The sequence below is a fragment of the Sinorhizobium sp. B11 genome, assembly GCA_039725955.1.
In the GTDB taxonomy this organism is placed as follows: domain Bacteria; phylum Pseudomonadota; class Alphaproteobacteria; order Rhizobiales; family Rhizobiaceae; genus Rhizobium.
In genome coordinates, this window is the sequence record CP091034.1 from 1697044 (window position 1) to 1715558 (window position 18515).

At 58.8% G+C, this 18515-nt stretch carries 15 protein-coding genes; 12 read left to right on the top strand and 3 right to left on the bottom strand.

Annotation, left to right across the window (positions count from 1 at the left end):
* Positions 1–29: 29 nt before the first annotated feature.
* From LVY75_18315 to lpxB, 9 genes are all read left to right on the top strand, one after another.
* Positions 30–773, top strand: coding sequence for an isoprenyl transferase (locus LVY75_18315; GenBank protein ID XAZ25120.1), 744 nt, complete (start codon positions 30–32; stop codon positions 771–773).
* 2 nt (positions 774–775) lie between these two features.
* On the top strand, positions 776–1606 hold the full coding sequence (locus tag LVY75_18320; protein XAZ25121.1) for a phosphatidate cytidylyltransferase: 831 nt from the start codon (positions 776–778) through the stop codon (positions 1604–1606).
* Between the two features lie 29 nt (positions 1607–1635).
* Positions 1636–2769 carry an RIP metalloprotease RseP gene (gene rseP / locus LVY75_18325; GenBank protein ID XAZ25122.1) on the top strand — a complete coding sequence of 378 codons (1134 nt, stop codon included), beginning with the start codon at positions 1636–1638 and terminating at the stop codon, positions 2767–2769.
* A gap of 198 nt (positions 2770–2967) precedes the next feature.
* Positions 2968–5307: an outer membrane protein assembly factor BamA gene (gene bamA / locus LVY75_18330; protein XAZ25751.1), complete on the top strand. Its 2340-nt coding sequence runs from the start codon at positions 2968–2970 to the stop codon at positions 5305–5307.
* 50 nt (positions 5308–5357) lie between these two features.
* Entirely contained in the window at positions 5358–6419 is a 1062-nt protein-coding gene (lpxD, locus tag LVY75_18335) for a UDP-3-O-(3-hydroxymyristoyl)glucosamine N-acyltransferase (protein XAZ25123.1), read from the top strand.
* A complete protein-coding gene (gene fabZ / locus LVY75_18340; GenBank protein XAZ25124.1) occupies positions 6412–6879 on the top strand; it encodes a 3-hydroxyacyl-ACP dehydratase FabZ in 468 nt (155 codons plus the stop codon). Before lpxD ends, fabZ begins: the two co-directional genes overlap by 8 nt.
* Positions 6876–7694: an acyl-ACP--UDP-N-acetylglucosamine O-acyltransferase gene (gene lpxA, locus LVY75_18345; protein XAZ25125.1), complete on the top strand. Its 819-nt coding sequence runs from the start codon at positions 6876–6878 to the stop codon at positions 7692–7694. The genes fabZ and lpxA overlap by 4 nt, the downstream gene beginning before the upstream one ends.
* Positions 7695–7697: 3 nt before the next feature.
* Entirely contained in the window at positions 7698–8579 is an 882-nt protein-coding gene (locus LVY75_18350; protein ID XAZ25126.1) for an LpxI family protein, read from the top strand.
* Positions 8576–9745 carry a lipid-A-disaccharide synthase gene (gene lpxB, locus LVY75_18355; protein ID XAZ25127.1) on the top strand — a complete coding sequence of 390 codons (1170 nt, stop codon included), beginning with the start codon at positions 8576–8578 and terminating at the stop codon, positions 9743–9745. Before LVY75_18350 ends, lpxB begins: the two co-directional genes overlap by 4 nt.
* Before the next feature lie 30 nt (positions 9746–9775).
* Here the strand turns inward: lpxB and gltA are convergent, their stop codons facing one another.
* The gene (gltA, locus tag LVY75_18360; GenBank protein ID XAZ25128.1) at positions 9776–11065 is read right to left on the bottom strand and encodes a citrate synthase; all 1290 of its coding nucleotides are present in this window, start codon (positions 11063–11065) and stop codon (positions 9776–9778) included.
* A gap of 415 nt (positions 11066–11480) precedes the next feature.
* On the opposite strand from gltA, the gene LVY75_18365 reads away from it, so the two are divergent.
* Positions 11481–13781: a ComEC family competence protein gene (locus LVY75_18365; GenBank protein XAZ25129.1), complete on the top strand. Its 2301-nt coding sequence runs from the start codon at positions 11481–11483 to the stop codon at positions 13779–13781.
* Here LVY75_18365 and lexA read toward each other — a convergent pair.
* Complete coding sequence (lexA, locus tag LVY75_18370) at positions 13762–14487, bottom strand: transcriptional repressor LexA (GenBank protein ID XAZ25130.1); 726 nt, start codon at positions 14485–14487, stop codon at positions 13762–13764. The genes LVY75_18365 and lexA overlap by 20 nt on opposite strands.
* A 195-nt stretch (positions 14488–14682) precedes the next feature.
* On the opposite strand from lexA, the gene LVY75_18375 reads away from it, so the two are divergent.
* Positions 14683–15570, top strand: coding sequence for a VOC family protein (locus LVY75_18375; protein XAZ25131.1), 888 nt, complete (start codon positions 14683–14685; stop codon positions 15568–15570).
* On the top strand, positions 15567–16415 hold the full coding sequence (gene kdsA, locus LVY75_18380; protein ID XAZ25132.1) for a 3-deoxy-8-phosphooctulonate synthase: 849 nt from the start codon (positions 15567–15569) through the stop codon (positions 16413–16415). The genes LVY75_18375 and kdsA overlap by 4 nt, the downstream gene beginning before the upstream one ends.
* A 13-nt stretch (positions 16416–16428) precedes the next feature.
* Here kdsA and LVY75_18385 read toward each other — a convergent pair whose 3' ends face one another.
* Positions 16429–18240: a methyl-accepting chemotaxis protein gene (locus LVY75_18385; protein ID XAZ25133.1), complete on the bottom strand. Its 1812-nt coding sequence runs from the start codon at positions 18238–18240 to the stop codon at positions 16429–16431.
* Positions 18241–18515 lie beyond the last annotated feature (275 nt).

The window sequence follows — 18515 nt, forward strand, 5'->3', positions numbered from 1 at the left end:
CGTCCCCGCCAAGAAAGACCGGACAGAAAATGTCGGAAACCTCATTTTTGACTGCGCCAGAACATGTTGCCATCATCATGGATGGCAACGGTCGTTGGGCAAAGCAGCGCGGCCTGCCGCGGACGATGGGACACCGCAGAGCGGTCGAGACCGTTCGCCAGACCGTGCGCACTGCCGGCGATCTTGGCATCAAATATCTGACGCTCTTTGCCTTTTCCTCGGAGAACTGGCGTCGCCCGGAAGCCGAGGTCACTGATCTTCTCGGCCTTCTGAAGGCTTTCATCCGCAGCGATCTCGCAGAGCTTCACCGGCAGAATGTGCGCATCAGGGTGATCGGCGACCGCGTCAACCTGCGCAGCGACATTCTCAAGCTCCTGCTGGAGGCCGAGGAAACGACCAAGGCCAATACGGCGCTGACACTCGTCATCGCGTTCAACTACGGATCTCGCGACGAGATCGCCCGCGCCATGATGAGCCTCGCCAAGGATGTGGAGGAGGGGCGCCTCAGGTCGCAGGACATCACGCCCGCGCTGATCGATGCCCGGCTGGATACGGCGGGCATTCCCGACCCCGATCTCATCATTCGCACCAGTGGCGAAGAGCGGCTCTCCAATTTCCTGTTATGGCAGGCTGCCTACTCGGAATTCGTCTTCCTGCCGGAATATTGGCCCGACTTCAGCCGCGAGCTCTTCCTTTCGGCGCTTGAGAAGTTTGCCTCGCGCGATCGCCGCTTCGGTGGTCTTTCCGCTCAGGCCGCAGCAGTGAACACCTGACGATGAAGCAGGAACTGAAGCTCCGTATCGTTTCAGGCCTGATTCTCGCGATCATCATTCTTGCCGCCACCTGGTATGGCGGCTTTATCTTCCGCATTGTGGCGGCGGCGATCGCGCTCCTGATCTATTATGAATGGTCGACGATTACAGGCATCGCCCGCGACCGGGTCACGAACGTGCTCGGCTGGGTGGGCGAGGTGGTGGTTGCCCTGCTCGTTTTGGCAGGCGCATTCGAATATGCCTTGGGAATGTTGATCGCCTTGACCGCTCTCGGCATCGCCATGATCTTTCTGCATCGCGCCAGCCGCTGGTTCGCTCCGGGCCTTTTATATGCAGGGGGTACTGGACTGGCGCTTGCCGCGATCCGCGGCGATGAAACGCTTGGCCTCTATGCGATGCTCTTCATCTTCGCGGTGGTCTGGGCAACCGATATTCTCGCCTATTTCGTCGGACGCGCGATTGGCGGTCCAAAGCTTGCTCCGCGCATCTCGCCTGGGAAGACCTGGTCCGGGGCCGTAGGTGGTGCCATTTCGGCTGTCATTGCCGGAGCCGTCATTGTCCATTTTCTTGTTCCGGAAGCCGTGGATCGCGCCGCAGTGATCGCGCTCATCCTGTCCGTCTTCAGCCAGTCAGGCGATCTTTTCGAAAGTTTCATCAAGCGAAAATTCGGCGTGAAGGACTCCAGCCGTCTCATTCCGGGACATGGCGGGGTCATGGACCGTGTCGATGGACTGATTTTCGCCTGTTTTTCAGCGTTCTTGCTTGCTGGCCTTTTTTCGCTGATAAAGGGCACCGGGACGACCTCGCTCGGTGCGGCATTGTTCGGCCTTTGATCGTTGCGGCCAGATAGAAGAAGGAACTCATGGAAGCGGTGACCGGAATATTCGGTTTTTTGACGGGCTATATCGTCCCCTTCGTCATCGTGCTGTCGCTGCTCGTTTTCGTGCATGAAATGGGCCACTATCTCGTCGGGCGCTGGAGCGGTATCCGTATCCTCGCCTTTTCCGTGGGCTTTGGCCCGGAGATTGTTGGCTTTACCGATCGTCACGGAACGCGCTGGAAGATCTCGGCGATCCCGCTCGGCGGCTATGTTCGCTTTTTCGGGGACGAGGATGCGTCCAGCAAGCCGGATACCGACAAACTGGCAGTGATGACGGACGAGGAGCGCGAGCGTTCCTTCGCCGGGGCAAAGCTGTGGAAGCGTGCCGCAACCGTCGCAGCCGGCCCGATCGCCAATTTCATCCTGGCTATTGCCATCTTCACGGTTCTTTTCGCGGTCTATGGCCGCACTGTGTCCGATCCGGTCGTCGCCGAAGTGAAGCCGGATAGCGCAGCTGCGGCGGCCGGCGTATTGCCGGGCGACCTGCTCGTCTCCATCGACGGGACCAAGGTCCAGACTTTTGACGACGTGCGCCGCTATGTCAGCATTCGTCCGAACCAGAATATAGTCGTCACGGTCGAGCGTAACGGCGAGAAGATGGATTTGCCGATGGTGCCGCAGCGCACCGACATCACCGACCAGTTCGGCAACAAGATCGAGGTCGGTCTGATCGGGATCGTCACCAACGAAGAGGTCGGCCACTTCCGACTGCAGACCTTCACGCCGCTGCAAGCGCTGCATGAAGGCGTGATCCAGACCTGGCATATCGTGACCGGCACCTTCAAATATATCGGCAACCTGCTCACCGGAGCAATGAAAGCCGATCAATTGGGTGGGCCGATCCGCGTGGCGCAAGCTTCGGGCCAGATGGCTACGCTTGGAATAGGCGCGCTGCTGCAGCTCGCTGCGGTTTTGTCAGTTTCGATTGGATTGCTGAATTTGATGCCGGTTCCGGTACTTGATGGCGGCCACCTGATGTTCTATGCGGTGGAAGCGGTCAGGGGAAGGCCGCTCGGTTCTTCGGCTCAGGAAATTGCGTTTCGCATTGGCCTGGCCATGGTGCTTACATTAATGGTTTTTGCGACCTGGAATGACATTAGCGCGCTCATTGGGTAGTGCGTATGAGTGAAGGAAAATTACTGTTTATTTACGATGTTTCAAAGCTGTAGTGGCGAATGGGTCACGGTTCGAAATGAAGTAAACAGAAATTAACGAGCTCCCTTGCTTGTATGTCAAAAGCGGGTAAAACGACACACGTGGCCGGAATCGGGTCTCTCCCGGGGCCGGAGACGAGGGAAAAAGGTAATGGGTGAAATGAAGGCTGGTTCAAGGTTTTTGAACGCAGTATCGGCGATTGCGCTGTCTGCTAGTGTTGTTGCTTCTGGCGCAGGTGCTTTGACTTTCGTTTCGGCTACGGCTGCGCAAGCTGCCGTCATTCAGCGGATTGACGTGCGCGGTGCGAGCCGTGTCGGTGCCGAAGCCGTTCGGTCGAACCTCACCATTACCCCCGGCAAGAGCTTCTCCAACACGGATATCGACGACTCCGTAAAGCAGCTTTACGGCACCGGCTATTTCTCTGACGTCAAGATTTCGGTTTCCGGCAGCACGCTCGTCGTCAACGTTCAGGAAGCCCAGCTCGTCAACCAGGTCGTCTTTAACGGCAACCGCAAGGTCAAGGACGACAAGCTCGCCGCCGTCGTCAAGACGCATGCCGCTGGCCCGTACAGCGATGCGCAGATCCAGTCCGACATCGCCGCGATCAAGGAAGCCTATGCGGCGACCGGTCGCAGTGAAGTCGAAGTGACGACGCAGGTCGTGCCGCTCGGCGAAGGCCGCGTCAACCTCGCTTTCGTCATCAACGAAGGCGACCGCACCAAGATCGCCGCCATCAATTTCGTCGGCAACCAGGCCTATAGCGCCGGTCGTCTTGCCGCTGTCATTCAGACCAAGCGTTCGAACTTTCTCTCGTTCCTGACCCGCAAGGACGTCTACAACGAAGACAAGCTGCACGCTGATGAAGACGCGCTGCGCCAGTTCTACTACAACCGCGGTTATGCCGACATGCGCATCGTTTCTTCTGATGCCGCGTTCGACGAATCCACGAACAAGTACACGCTGACCTTCAACATCGAAGAGGGCCCGCGTTATGACTTCGGTCCGGTCAGCGTCCAGTCGACCGTTGAGGGTGTCGATGCCCAGCAGCTTCAGTCGCTCGTCGATACGCGGGAAGGCCAGGTCTACAGCGCCAAGGAAGTCCAGAAATCCATCGAGGCGATTTCGGATCAGGTTGCTTCGGCCGGTTATCCCTTCGCGCGCGTCACGCCGCGCGGCAACCGCGATCTGAACAACAATACGATCGGCGTCGAATACCTCGTCGACCAGGGCGAGCGCGCCTATGTCGAGCGTATCGAGATCCGCGGCAACAGCCGCACGCGCGATTACGTTATCCGTCGCGAGTTCGATCTCAGCGAAGGCGATGCCTTCAATCAGCAGATGATTACCCGCGCAAAGCGCCGTCTTGAGGCGCTCGGCTACTTTTCCTCGGTCAACATTTCAACCCAGCCGGGCAGCTCGCCTGACCGTGTTGTCATCGTTGTCGATGTGCAGGATCAGTCGACCGGTTCGTTCGGTATCGGCGCCGGTTATGCGGCTGGTGGCGACGGCCTGCTGCTCGAAGCTTCGATCGAAGAAAAGAACTTCCTCGGCCGCGGTCAGTACATCCGCGTTTCGGCCGGTGGCGGTGAGGAAGGCTCGCGCTCCTACGGTATTAACTTCACCGAGCCCTACTTCCTCGGTTATCGCCTTGCTGCCGGTTTCGATGTCAATCACAGCGAGACGTCGAGCAACGACAACTACGATTACGAAGAAACCAGTGGTGTCCTGCGCGTAACGGCGCCGATCACCGAAGATCTGGCAACGACGTTCCGCTATAACTACAAGCAGATGAAGTACGATTCCAGCGGAAGCAGTCTGGACGATTTGTCCGCTACCTATCAAAACCTGGTCAACGAAAGCCCGTGGACTCGGTCTTCCATATCGCAGACGCTGACCTACAATACGCTGGACGATACCGTCCTGCCGCGTGAAGGTATCTATGCCACTGCGACGCAGGAAATTGCGGGCCTGGGCGGCGACTCCCAGTACTACAAGATCTACGGTAAGGCCCGTTACTACCACCTGCTCGCTGACGATGCCGACATCATCGGCTCGGTCTCGGCTTCAGCTGGTTATGTCGTTGGCTTCGGTGATCACCTGAACGTCTTCGACCAGTTCACGCTGACCAATTCCGATATCCGCGGCTTCGAGAACAAGGGCATCGGCCCGCGCATCACCAGCCCGGACGATCCGCTCGGTGGTACGACCTACTTCACCGCTTCTGCCGAAGCGACGTTCCCGATGCCGGGCTTCCCGCGTGACTTCAACCTGCGCGGCGCAGTCTTTGCGGATGCCGGTACGCTGTTCGGCAATGATGTCGAGCTTCTCGGCGCGGATACCGAAGAAGGTGATGGTTCGTCCCTGCGCGCTTCGGTTGGTGTCGGTGTGATCTGGCAGTCGCCCTTTGGCGCGTTGCGTGTCGACTATGCGATCCCGGTCTTGAAGGAAGACTTCGACAAGACTCAGCGCTTCAAGTTTGGCATTAACAACCAATTCTGATATCGGCAGTCCGGAACTGTAAATTTCAATTCCGTTCTGGAGTTTTGCCGATGGAGCAAAATACTTTTTTTCTGCCCCATGAAGGCGTGAAGCTCGTTGAGTTGGCGCAATTTCTTGGGGCGGAACTTGCCAATTCCGCTCATGGCGATGTCATCGTCCGTTCGGTCTCGCCGATCGCGAGAGCGCAAGCGGGCGATATCTGTTATATCCTCTCGCGCCGTAATCTTGACGAGTTCTCGACCTGTTCGGCATCGGCGGTGATTTGCGACAAGGCGATGGTCGGGCTCGTGCCGTCGAATATCCCGGTCGTGATCTCATCCAATCCACATGCAGCCTTTGCTATGGCCGGTGGATATCTTTATCCCGCAGCGCTGAAGCCGGTGACGTTTTCCTCCGGCGAGACGGAGATTGCGCCAAGCGCGATCATCGATCCGACCGCACGCCTCGAGAAGGGCGTGATCGTCGAACCGATGGCGATCATCGGCCCCGGAGCGGAAATCGGAGAAGGAACGCGCATCGGCGCGCAATCGATCATCGGTCCGAACGTCAAGATTGGCCGAAACGGCTCGATTGCGACGGGCGTGAGCATTCTCTGTGCGCTTATCGGCAATGGTGTCATCATCCATAACGGCGTGCGCATCGGTCAGGATGGCTTTGGTTACGCACCTGGCCCGCGTGGCATGATCAAGATCGTGCAGATTGGCCGGGTGATTATCCAGGACAACGTCGAGATCGGCGCCAATACCACGATCGACCGCGGCGCCATGGACGATACCGTCATCGGCGAGGGAACCAAAGTCGATAACCAGGTCCAGATCGGCCACAACGTTCGCATCGGCCGTCATTGCGCCATCGTTTCGCAGGTCGGCCTTGCCGGCAGCACGATTGTAGGCGATGGCGTGCAGATCGGTGGACAGGTCGGCCTGAAGGGGCATATCACCATTGGAGACGGCGTACAGATCGCTGCAAAGAGCGGTGTGATGACCGACCTTGCTGCGGGCGGCCGCTATGGCGGAATACCGGCGCGTCCTCTAAATGATTATCTGAAAGACGTTGCCCAGATCATGGCAAAATCTGGAGTGCGCGGAAAAAAGGGAGCCAAGAATGACTGAGGAAACAGCCAGCACGCTTTCTTCGGCAGACATCATGGAAATCATGAAGCTGTTGCCGCACCGCTATCCGTTTTTGATGGTCGACAAGATCATCAATATCGACGGCGACAATGCAGCCGTAGGCATCAAGAATGTCACGGTCAATGAGCCTCATTTCACCGGTCACTTCCCTGAAGCACCGATCATGCCAGGCGTACTGCTTGTCGAAGGAATGGCGCAGACGGCAGGCGCGATCTGCGCCAAGAAAGAAGGCCAGACCGGCAACCTCGTCTACTTCATGACGATCGACAATGCCCGCTTCCGCAAGCCGGTCGTGCCGGGCGACCGCGTTGAATATCACGTGCAAAAAATCAAGCAGCGCGGCAATATCTGGAAATTCCATTGCGACGCAAAGGTCGAGGGCGCGCTCGTCGCCGAGGCCGATATCGGCGCGATGATCGTACGTAAGGACAATGCATGAGCATGATTGCCGAAAGCGCCAGAATTCATCCCATGGCCGTTGTCGAGGACGGTGCCACGGTCGGTGAAGGCGTGGTGGTCGGCCCTTTTTGCCATGTTGGCCCCAAGGTCACGCTTCAAGACAATGTTGAACTGATCAGCCATGTGGTTGTTCTCGGTCTGACGACCGTTGGTGCCGGTACGCGTATATTTCCTTCGGCCGTCATCGGCGGAGACTCCCAGAGTGCCCGTCACAGTCACGTTGATACGACCTTGATCATCGGCCGCAACTGCACCATTCGCGAAGGCGTCACGATGAACACCGGCACCGTCGAGCATGGCGGTTCGACTGTCATCGGCGACAACAGCCTTTTTCTCGCCTATTCGCATGTCGCGCATGATTGCCGGGTCGGCAACCATGTCATCATGTCCAACAACGTCATGCTGGCTGGCCACGTTGCGATCGGCGATCACGCAATCATCAGCGGTGGCGCGGCTGTGCACCAGTTCACCCGTGTCGGCAAATACGCCTTTGTCGGCGGTCTGTCCGCCGTGAGTTACGATGTCATTCCCTACGGTATGCTGAATGGCAATCCGGGCATCCTGAGCGGCCTCAACGTCGTCGGCATGACACGCGCCGGCGTTGATCGCGCTGTCATTCATACCGTTCGCCGTGCCTACAAGGCGATCTTCGAGGGTCCCGGCTCGATCCGCGAGAATGCCGCCCAAATTCGTGACGAATATGCCAATTGCGAGCAGGTGGTCGAGATCCTCGATTTCATCGCGGCCGAGAGTGATCGCGCGCTGTCTTCGCCGAGCCGGGGACAGAAGGGCTGATCGGTGGCTTCTGTTGGTGACACCGCTGAAGGGCGGCTGGCGATTATTGCCGGCGGCGGCCTCCTGCCGTCCTATGTCGCCGAGGCCGCACGTTCTGCCGGCGAAAACCCTGTCATCGTGGTCCTGAAGGATGAGGGCGACCGTCGCTGGGACGGCTTCGACCATGCCACGATCGGTATCGGTGATTTCGCTGCCCTGGATAGGCTCTTCAAGAAATATCGCATTGACCGCGTCGTCATGTCGGGCAGCGTGCGCCGTCGGCCGGAATGGCGTGAGGTGCGGCCGACACTGCGCATACTGCGCAAGGTTCCCTCGGCCATCCGCACGCTTCTGTCTGGTGGAGACGACACGGTTCTGCAGATGGTCATCAAGCTGATCGAAGGCGAGGGATTGCGCGTGGTCGGCGCGCACGAGATTGCGCCCGATCTTCTGGCAACTGTCGGCCCTCTCGGCGCTATTGTGCCTGGCGATGACGATCGGCGCGATATCGCTCGTGCTGGCGAGGCGGCGGAGGCACTTGGCCGTCTGGACATCGGGCAGGGCGCTGTGTCGATCGGCGGTCGTGTTGTCGCGATGGAGGGGCTGGAGGGCACGGACGGCATGCTCGAGCGCGTGGCAGCTCTTAGGGCCGCGGGCCGTATTTCGCCGCGTCGCCGCGGTGTGCTCGTCAAGCTCTGCAAGCCGCAGCAGGATATCCGCGCCGATCTGCCTGCGATTGGCGTTTCCACTATTCTCAACGCCAAGACTGCTGGCCTTGCGGGAGTCGCGATCGAGGCTGGACGATCTCTGGTGCTGGATCGTGACGCACTTATCAAGGCAGCAGACGAGAACGGTCTTTTTGTCTGCGGTATCGACAAGGGGTTGCCGGGATGGGGGCTTCAATGAACGAAAGACCGCTGAAGATTGCCGTCATAGCCGGCGAAGTCTCCGGCGATCTCTTGGGTGCAGATCTCATCGCCGGACTCAGGAAGATCTATTCCGGACCTATCGAGCTTGTCGGCGTCGGCGGTGAGGGGCTGCAGGGCCAGGGACTGAAATCGCTGTTCGATTTCTCCGAGCTTTCCATCATGGGCATCACCCAGGTGCTGGCAAAGCTGCCGAAGCTCTGGTCCCTCATCCGGCAGACGACGGCGTCGATCATTGCCGCGAAACCCGATATTCTGCTCATCATCGATAGCCCGGATTTCACCCATCGCGTCGCAAAACGCGTGCGCGCGGCGCTACCGGATCTGCCTGTCGTCAACTATGTCTGCCCGAGTGTCTGGGCATGGAAGGAATATCGCGCGCAGCGCATGCTCGCCTACGTCGATCATGTGCTGGCCGTTCTGCCTTTTGAGCCCGAAGCGATGCAGCGCCTCAATGGACCGACTACCACTTACGTCGGGCATCGTCTGGTCGCGGATCCCGCGCTTCTGGAGACCCGCCGCCTGCGCGACGGCCGGAGGCCGGGCAATGGCACGATCCTGCTTCTTCCCGGCTCGCGTTCGTCAGAGATCAGGAAGCTTCTGCCTTATTTCGAGGCTGCCGCGCATGAGCTCGTTGCCCGCAATGGAGCGATGCGCTTCATTCTGCCGACGGTAGCGCACAAGGAGGCACTCGTACGCGAACTGACGGCGGGATGGTCGGCCAAGCTTGACATCGTCGTCGGTGCCGAGGCGAAGTGGAAAGCCTTCGCTGAAGCCGATGCGGCCATGGCGGCATCCGGAACCGTGATCCTTGAACTGGCGCTTGCCGATGTTCCCGTCGTTTCCGCCTACAAGGTCGACTGGATCATGCGCATGCTGACATCGGGCATCAAGACCTGGACCGGCGCATTGCCCAATCTGATCGCCGACTACGCCGTCGTGCCGGAATATCTGAACGACATTGTTCGTGGTGCCAGCCTCGCACGCTGGATGGAAAGGCTGTCGGCCGACACCTACCAGCTCAAGGCGATGAAGGAAGGTTACGAGCTCATCTGGCAGCGCATGCGGACGAAGAGTCCACCCGGAGAGCACGCGGCGCAGATATTGCTCGATGTTCTCGCCAACAAAAAACCCGGTCATTCCTGACCGGGTTCTTTTTTGTCTAAAGGTTAGCTCTTAGCGCTTGGAAACCGGCACGTAATCGCGCTTCGGCTCGCCGATATAGAGCTGGCGCGGACGACCAATGCGCTGTTCCGGATCTTCGATCATTTCGTTCCACTGTGCGATCCAGCCGACGGTGCGAGCGAGAGCGAAGAGCACGGTGAACATCGTCGTGGGGAAGCCCAGAGCTTTCAGCGTGATACCCGAATAGAAGTCGATGTTCGGATAGAGCTTCTTCTCGATGAAATAGGAGTCGGTCAGAGCGATACGCTCGAGTTCCATCGCAACTTCGAGAAGCGGATCGTCCTTGATGCCGAGTTCGCCGAGGACTTCATGCGTGGTCTTCTGCATGATCTTGGCGCGCGGATCGTAGTTCTTGTAGACGCGGTGACCAAAGCCCATCAGGCGGAACGGATCATTCTTGTCCTTGGCGCGAGCGACATATTCCGGAATGCGGTCAACCGTGCCAATTTCCGTCAGCATGTTGAGAGCTGCTTCGTTAGCACCGCCGTGAGCGGGGCCCCAGAGGCAGGCGATGCCGGCAGCGATACAGGCGAACGGGTTGGCGCCCGAAGAGCCGGCGAGACGGACCGTCGAGGTCGACGCGTTCTGCTCGTGATCGGCATGCAGGATGAAGATACGGTCCATGGCGCGTGCAAGCACCGGATTGACGACATATTCTTCGCACGGAACGGCAAAGCACATGCGCAGGAAATTCGACGCGTAGTCCAGGTCGTTCTTCGGGTAAACGAAGGGCTGGCCGATATGGTACTTGTAGGCCATGGCAGCGAGCGTCGGCATCTTCGCGATCATGCGCAGGCTGGCGACCATGCGCTGGTGCGGATCGGTGATGTCGGTAGAGTCATGATAGAAGGCCGAAAGCGCGCCGACGCAGCCGCACATGACGGCCATCGGGTGGGCGTCGCGGCGGAAGCCGGTGAAGAAGCGGCTCATCTGCTCGTGCACCATGGTGTGGTGCGTGACGCGATAGTCGAAGTCCTTCTTCTGAGCTGCGGTCGGCAGTTCGCCGTAAAGCAGCAGGTAGCAGGCTTCAAGGAAGTCGCCGTGTTCGGCCAGTTGCTCGATCGGATAGCCGCGATGCAGCAGCACACCCTCGTCACCGTCGATATAGGTGATCTTCGATTCACAGGATGCGGTCGACGTAAACCCGGGATCGTAGGTGAAGGAAGCCGTGTTCTTGTAGAGTGCACCGATATCGATGACATCAGGTCCAACCGTGCCTTTTCGCACGGGCAGGTCGACTGATTTTTCACCGATTTTGATTGTAGCGCTTTGATCCGTCATGCTGATCCTCCGGAGTGGCGGTGGCGCCGCAAAAGCGCCATAAGAGTTAAGCGTCCTCAGCGATAGCTATATGATCGGGAAGCTAATGCCAAGTTACCGTGATGCCATTTTGTGCATCGCGGCATCATCTTTTAGGCAGTGCAGCGATGAGCTGAATGCATAGCAGAACACCATGATTTGACTGGTTTTTTCGCTCCTGTGAATTTTCCTCGTATTTCAATCGATTATTGTTTGCGCGTTTTGATCTGAGGTTGCATTCTGACGGTATCCGGGGGCGGGTCCAGGCGATTATGACGGGGTTGGAGACAAGAGAACGGTACGAGCAATCCATTGATGAAAATATGGATTTTGCTGGTGTCGTGCCGCGCGCCGTTGTGCCTCTATCGGTTCGGACGCAGGTTGCGATCCCGTTTCGATGGCGATTGGCAACCGTGCAAAACGATACGCCGGGTCGTCCGTGCGTATGGCGGCCGAAGAAGCCGGCCACGGTCGCCTCGTTCTCTTCTCGCCGGTCTTCCTTGGTGCGGGTGCTGCGACCTGGTTTCTGGCAGCCTCGAACGTTCCGGCGGTCTCGCTCGGCCTTTGCCTGCTCGTTCTCCTCATTGCCGTTGCGCTCTGCGGCCACGCCCGGACGAGACTGCGGGCAATACTGCTTGCCCTGCTTCTCTTTGCCGGCGGAATGCTCTCGGCACAGATCGAAACATGGCGGGCAAGGACGCTGATCCTCGATTCAGCCGTGACGACAACGCTGACTGGCCGGATCGAACGGCGAGAAGGCGATGGTGAAGGGCGCTGGCGTTATATCCTTGACGTCACCGGCACGGACGCCCCCGAAATCAAGCGTCCGCCCGAGCGCATCTCTGTGCTCGTACGCGGCGCCGCCCGGCCCTTTGAACTCGGCGATATCATAGAGGGCAGGGCGCGTCTGACGCCTCCGGCAGGACCCGCGCTTCCTCACCTCAACGATTTTGCCTTCAGCGCCTATTTTGACGGCATTGGTGCTAACGGCTTCTTCTATGGAGCACCGAAGAAGGTTACAGAACAGCCGGAACAGGCGGGCTCTGTCGGCGAGACCGTCCTGGAGTGGTTCTACCGCCTGCGAAGCGGCATCGGCGATCGGATCCGCTCCACTCTGCCGGGCGACACCGGGGCCTTTGCCGCTTCACTTGTCACCGATGAGAGACGAGCGATCTCGGATGAAACGACGGAGGCACTGCGGCAGTCCGGCCTTGCCCACATCGTGGCGATCTCCGGCCTCAATATGGCACTCTCTGCCGGTATCTTCTTTGTCGGGCTGCGCGTGACTCTCAGCCTGTTTCCGGGTATTGCGCAGGCGTGGCCGACCAAGAAGATCGCGGCAGCCGGCGCACTCGCTGCGGTGACGGCTTACTATCTGATCTCGGGTTTTGCCGTTTCAGCCGAACGCGCCTTCATCATGATGGCGATCATGCTGGTTGCCGTCTTCTTCGACCGGCCGTCTATCAGCCTCAGAAACGTGGCGCTGTCGGCTCTCGTGATCCTCGCGGTCTCACCATCGGAAGTGCTCGGACCGAGCTTCCAGATGTCTTTCGCCGCAACACTTGCCCTTGTCGCCGGGTACGACCTCTGGAAAGGGCGGCCGATGCGGGAGAACGCCTTTGCCAAACTTCCGATCATGAAACCCTTCTTCATGGTCGGCAGCTTCTTCGGCGGCATTTTCCTGACGTCTCTCATCGGTGGTTTCTCGACGGCGCTGTTTTCGATCGAGCATTTCCACCGGCTGACTGCTTATGGCCTGCCGGCAAATCTCGCGGCCATGCCGGTTATTTCCTTCATCGTCATGCCGGCCGGCATGCTGGCGATGCTGCTGATGCCTTTTGGTCTGGATGGCTGGCTATGGCCGGTGGCGGGCTTCGGGCTCGACCTGGTAATCGCTATTGCAAAGGCGGTGGCGGGTTGGGGCGGCAATATAGATGTTGCCCGCTTACCCGGCTGGTACTTTCCGGCAGCCGTCTTCGGCTTCCTGTTGCTGACCTTGCTCAGAAGCCGGTTGCGGCATATCGGAACCGCAATAATCACTGTTTCAACGTTCGCCGTTGTGTTGATTCCATCAGAAGCGATGCCCGACGTCGCCATCTCGGAAGACGGCAGCCTGGTCGCTGTAATCGATGGAGAGGCAATGGCTTCAAACCGCGAAAAGCCGCCAGCCTTCATTTTCGAACAATGGCAGAGGGCACTTGCCATCGAAGAGCATCAGAAGCCGGTTATGCTTCAAGCAACCAAGACACCCACCATGTCCGATGGCAAAAGATTGCAGCTGTCAACCGATCAACAGAATGAAGCCAGAGAGGCAATGAGGCAGGCACTCGCCATCAGCCCAACGTCACGATTCTCTTGCCAAAAGCGCACCTGGTGTACCGCCTTGCTAGGCAATGGAAAGAAACTGACTGTCATCGAAAATGCTGCCTACCTCGGGCCGGCCTGCGATACGGCCGATATTGTCGTAACCCCTGTCCGATTGCGCTTGGACCGTTGTCGTTCCGGCGCGCTGCTCTTTACCGGCGAGACGCTACGCAAGACAGGTTCTGTCGAGCTTCGCTTCACAGATAGTGGAATCGATGTCGCAACCGCATTCGGCCCATTGCAACGCCCCTGGATGCGCCACCGCGCCTATGACTGGCGCAGCGATACATTCACAGACGCAAGCCAGTCACCAGTCAGTGATAGCGGCGAATGAGGCCGACGAGCTTTCCCTGAACCTTCACTCGATCCGGTGGGAAAATTCGGGTCTCATAGGCTGGGTTTGCAGCCTCAAGCGCAATCGATGCACCCTTGCGGCGAAAGCGCTTGAGTGTTGCTTCCTCGTCGTCGACGAGGGCAACGACGATATCACCCGGGTTGGCAGTGCTGCCATTGCGGATGATGACGGTGTCGCCATCGAAGATGCCGGCTTCGATCATCGAGTCGCCGCGAACTTCGAGCGCATAATGTTCGCCGGAGCCGAGCATATCGGCAGGAACGGTGATGTCATGCGTATTGTTCTGGATTGCCGAGATTGGCACACCGGCCGCGATGCGACCCATGACCGGGACGGAGACCGAGTTGCCGTTATCGGCAGCAGGCGCTGGCTTTGCCGGAGCAGGCGCTGCAACGGGCTGCGGCTTGCCGAGGCTGCCTTCGATGACGCTCGGTGAAAAGCCGCGACGTGGCTGCAGGCTGGGGCTGTAGGCCTCCGGCAGTTTGATGACTTCGAGCGCGCGTGCGCGGTTCGGAAGCCGGCGAATGAAGCCGCGTTCCTCAAGCGCCGTGATCAGCCGGTGAATACCGGATTTCGAGGCCAGATCCAGCGCATCCTTCATCTCGTCGAAAGACGGAGGAACGCCTGACTCCTTCATCCTTTCGTGAATGAAAAGAAGGAGTTCCTGTTGTTTGCGCGTAAGCATGGCGTGCACCCCAGTCTTGAAACAAATCCAGAACGGACACTATATGTTCCATATGTGTTCCGCAAGTAGCTAAATTTTCGTAAAACTTCTGTCCATTCTGGTGAGAATTTTATTTTTCTCGCGCCCGGGCCTTCCCGGCCTTGTCTCGCAACATCTGCTGAAGCACATCTCCTTGTGACTGTTGGAGGGGACCTAATGAGCCGAGATACGCTTGCAATCGATCATCTCGTTTTGCCGGTTACCGATATCGACCTTGCCCGCGAAAGACTGGGCAAGCTTGGTTTCACCGTGGCGCCGGATGCCCGTCATCCTTTTGGGACCGAAAATGCCTGCGTTTTCTTTGCCGACAAAACCTATCTGGAGCCCCTGGGCGTCGCGAGCGTCGAAGAGAGCGAGGAGGCAGCACACGATGGCAATGTGTTCACCGCCCGCAATCAGGCTTTTCGCTTCCGCTGCGGCAGCGAAGGACTGTCCGCGATTGCCTTTGCGACGGCAGATGCAAAGCACGAACATGCTCGATTCGTGAAGGACAGTCTGAGTGCCGGTTCTGTGCTGCAGTTCGAGCGCCCTGTTAAAATGCCGGATGGCACCGAGAATATTGCCGGCTTCCGGCTGGCCTTCGCTGGCGACCTGCGGGCACCGGATTTCTTTCTCTTCGCAGTCGAACGCGTTAATCCGCTTCCTGCCGACCGGACCGCGCTTGAGACCCATGCCAATGGTGTCACAGGCATTGCCGAGATCGCGCTCGCGGCCCCCGAGCCGACAGCCTTCGGTGAGTTCGTTCGCTCCGTGGCAAAAGGCGCATCTACTGAGCTCACGAGTTTCGGGCTGGACGTGCCCACCGGAAACGCAAAGATCAGCCTGATGACCCCGGAAGGGCTGGAGGCTTATTTCGATCTTGCCACGTCGGATACCGATCGTGGTCTGCGCGGTCGGGCGATCCGCTTTGCTGTCGGCGATCTGGCCGTGACAGAAGCGCATTTGGCTGCTAACGGGGTGACTTATACACGCAAGGGCAACCGTATTCTGGTGAAGCCTGCGCCCGGCCAGGGCGTACTCTTCGCCTTTGAGGAAACATCATGAGCTCTACTACCAACTCCGTGGTGACGGTCGGCGAAGGCGCCGGTAAGGTCACCTTCTCCAATGCTTCACGCCTGTCGCTGATTGCTGGCGCTTGCGAAATGGAAAGCCGCGATCATGCGTTCATGGTTGCCGGCACATTGAAGGAACTCTGCGCCAAGCTTGGCATCGGGCTCGTCTACAAGACCTCCTTCGATAAGGCGAACCGGTCTTCCTTGTCGAGCAAACGCGGTGTCGGCCTTGAAAAGGGGCTGGAAGTTTTCGCCGATCTCAAGAAAGAACTCGGCATTCCGGTTCTGACCGACATCCACAACGAAGAACAATGCGCCGAAGTGGGTAAGGTCGTCGATATCCTGCAGATACCAGCCTTTCTGTCTCGCCAGACGGATCTCCTGGTTGCCGCTGCCAAGACCGGCCGCGTCATCAACGTCAAGAAGGGCCAGTTCCTGGCGCCTTGGGACATGAAGAATGTGCTCGGCAAGCTGAACCAGAGCGGCAATCCGAACATTCTGCTCTGCGAGCGTGGTGCGTCCTTCGGTTACAATACGCTAGTCTCCGACATGCGTTCCCTGCCGATCATGGCAGCAACGGGCGCGCCCGTCATTTTCGACGCCACGCATTCAGTCCAGCAGCCCGGCGGGCAGGGGGAAACCTCCGGCGGTGAGCGGCAGTTCGTGGAGACGCTGGCCCGTGCAGCCGTGGCCGTCGGCGTTGCCGGTGTCTTTATCGAGACCCATCAGGATCCCGATAACGCCCCCTGCGACGGGCCGAACATGGTCTACCTCAAGGACATGCCGCGGCTTCTCGAGAAGCTTCTCGCCTTCGACGCGATCGCCAAGGCCGCCTGAACGACAGGCGGCATCAGGCTGCCGCGCGGGACGAGCGCCTTTCCTCCAGTGCGAAGCGGGAGAGCATGCGCCCGAGCTGGGACGCCTCAGTGCCGAGCTCCTGGCAGGCGGCGTTCGTTTCCTCGACCATGGCCGCGTTCTGCTGGGTCACCTGATCCATCCGGTTGACGGCAGCGTTGACCTCGACGAGCGCGACCGACTGTTCCGAAGACGAGCGCACGATCGCTTCGATCAGCGCCGTCACCTGCAGCACCTGGCGGTCGATGTCGCCGAGTGCCTCGCCGGTCCGGTTGACAAGTGCAACGCCCGCGGAAACCTGTCGCGACGACGTCTCGACGAGAAGCTTGATCTCCTTGGCGAGATTGGCGGAGCGTCCGGCGAGTTCGCGGACTTCCTGGGCGACGACGGCAAAGCCTTTGCCCGCGTCTCCAGCGCGTGCTGCCTCGACACCTGCGTTGAGCGCCAGAAGATTGGTCTGAAAGGCGATCTCATCGATGGCGTTGATAATATCGCCGATCCTGACCGCTGAGTCCTCGATCTTCTCCATGGCAGTCACTGCTTCACGAACGATCTCGGCGGAATGCGCCGCGCTCTCCTTCGTGGCTGACATCATCGCATTGGCTTCATGGGCCCGCTCCGAGGAGTTTTTCACCGTGACCGTGATCTGATCCAGTGCCGAAGCCGCCTGTTCGAGGGAAGCTGCCTGGCTCTCGGTGCGCTGTGCCAGATCATTGGTGCTGAGCGCGATTTCGCGCGAACTGTCGCCGACAGTATTCGTGGCGGCATAAATGTCTTTCATGGCATCGGAAAGAATGATGATGCTGGTGTTGAAGGTCTCGCGAAGCTTCTCGTAAGTATTGGCGAACTGCTCGTCGAGACGTACGGTCAGGTCGCCGCGTGAGAGACGTTCCAGGCCTGCGCTCAGGCTTTCAATAACGCGCTGGCGCGTGGCATTCTCCACGCTCTTCGATGCGTCGAGTTCGGCATCGCGGCGCATCTGTGCCTGCCGCTCTTCGTCCTGAAGCGCGCGTATGGCGTTGCGTTCTTCTGCCGATTCGCGAAAGACCGTGACCGCGCGCGCCATTTCTCCGATTTCGTCGGATCGTCTGACATAGGGAACTTCGCGGGAATAGTCGCCGCTCGCAAGCACCGCCATATAATCGCGCATCGCCGATAGCGGCACGATTGCGCGCCGGCGGAACATGTAGAGCCCGACGACGATAATCACGAAGGAAAGCGCGGCGGCCGATAGCGTAACGGCGGAGAGCAGTTCCGTCTGTTCCGCTGCCTGCTTTTCGGCGTCCATCTGGAAGGCGTTGGCCATCGCCACGAGTTCGTTTACGGCCGCTTCGTGAACATGAAAATTCGTAGCAAGCTTGGGGAGCGCCGATTCGATGGCGGCCTTGTCGCCCTTCACGATTGCGGGTATCGCCTCCTCGTTCATGACTTGCCAGAACGCGTCGCCCTTGACGAGAACGTTGTCGAGAAGCTTGCGCTTGAGATCGGCGCTGAGCGGCGTTTCGGACCAATATTTGCGGCGGTCTTCATAAGCTGACTTCAGAACCGTTTGGATGCGTTCGATATTGGCCTTTGCCGAGGCTGGCTGCTCGACGGCTTCGAGCGCGAGCATGTAGGGTTCGATGACATAGAGCGGCGGCGGGAGAATATCGGCGACAAGATCCTTGCCGTAGATGATCTGCTTATACATCAGCCCGTTCACACGAAGCATGTTGAGTGCGTAGTTCTGCAAGCCGATGGAGGTCACCAGTCCGAGGATGACAACGGCACCGAAAATGGCAAGGCTGCGTGCAATATTGAGTTTCATCTGTGCCCCATGTGAAATGCCGCCAAGAGAGTCGATAAAATCGCGTTCTGGTTGTTTTTGGCGCGAGGCTGCAGCTTTTCATCCCTGCCGTTCCGTATCGCCCCAAGGGTTGAAACGACTGACTTCTGAGGATCTCACACGGGTATTAAAATTAAGCCGGGATGGTTACCGAAGGCTAAAATCAAGGGGCGTGTAACCGTCCAAAATTGGGGCTATTCCAGGGATTTTCAGCCGTGGGTTGCTATCGACGGTGGCGGCCTGCCAACATTCTGCCC

Excerpts from the sequence above, each read along its gene's own strand:
- LVY75_18315 (XAZ25120.1), top strand. The coding sequence starts at position 30 with ATGTCGGAAACCTCATTTTTGACTGCGCCAGAACATGTTGCCATCATC.
- rseP (XAZ25122.1), top strand. The coding sequence starts at position 1,636 with ATGGAAGCGGTGACCGGAATATTCGGTTTTTTGACGGGCTATATCGTC.
- LVY75_18385 (XAZ25133.1), bottom strand. The coding sequence starts at position 18,240 with ATGAAACTCAATATTGCACGCAGCCTTGCCATTTTCGGTGCCGTTGTC.
- kdsA (XAZ25132.1), top strand. The coding sequence starts at position 15,567 with ATGAGCTCTACTACCAACTCCGTGGTGACGGTCGGCGAAGGCGCCGGT.
- LVY75_18320 (XAZ25121.1), top strand. The coding sequence starts at position 776 with ATGAAGCAGGAACTGAAGCTCCGTATCGTTTCAGGCCTGATTCTCGCG.
- lpxA (XAZ25125.1), top strand. The coding sequence starts at position 6,876 with ATGAGCATGATTGCCGAAAGCGCCAGAATTCATCCCATGGCCGTTGTC.
- lpxB (XAZ25127.1), top strand. The coding sequence starts at position 8,576 with ATGAACGAAAGACCGCTGAAGATTGCCGTCATAGCCGGCGAAGTCTCC.
- LVY75_18365 (XAZ25129.1), top strand. The coding sequence starts at position 11,481 with ATGGCGATTGGCAACCGTGCAAAACGATACGCCGGGTCGTCCGTGCGT.
- gltA (XAZ25128.1), bottom strand. The coding sequence starts at position 11,065 with ATGACGGATCAAAGCGCTACAATCAAAATCGGTGAAAAATCAGTCGAC.
- LVY75_18375 (XAZ25131.1), top strand. The coding sequence starts at position 14,683 with ATGAGCCGAGATACGCTTGCAATCGATCATCTCGTTTTGCCGGTTACC.
- lpxD (XAZ25123.1), top strand. The coding sequence starts at position 5,358 with ATGGAGCAAAATACTTTTTTTCTGCCCCATGAAGGCGTGAAGCTCGTT.
- bamA (XAZ25751.1), top strand. The coding sequence starts at position 2,968 with ATGAAGGCTGGTTCAAGGTTTTTGAACGCAGTATCGGCGATTGCGCTG.
- fabZ (XAZ25124.1), top strand. The coding sequence starts at position 6,412 with ATGACTGAGGAAACAGCCAGCACGCTTTCTTCGGCAGACATCATGGAA.
- lexA (XAZ25130.1), bottom strand. The coding sequence starts at position 14,487 with ATGCTTACGCGCAAACAACAGGAACTCCTTCTTTTCATTCACGAAAGG.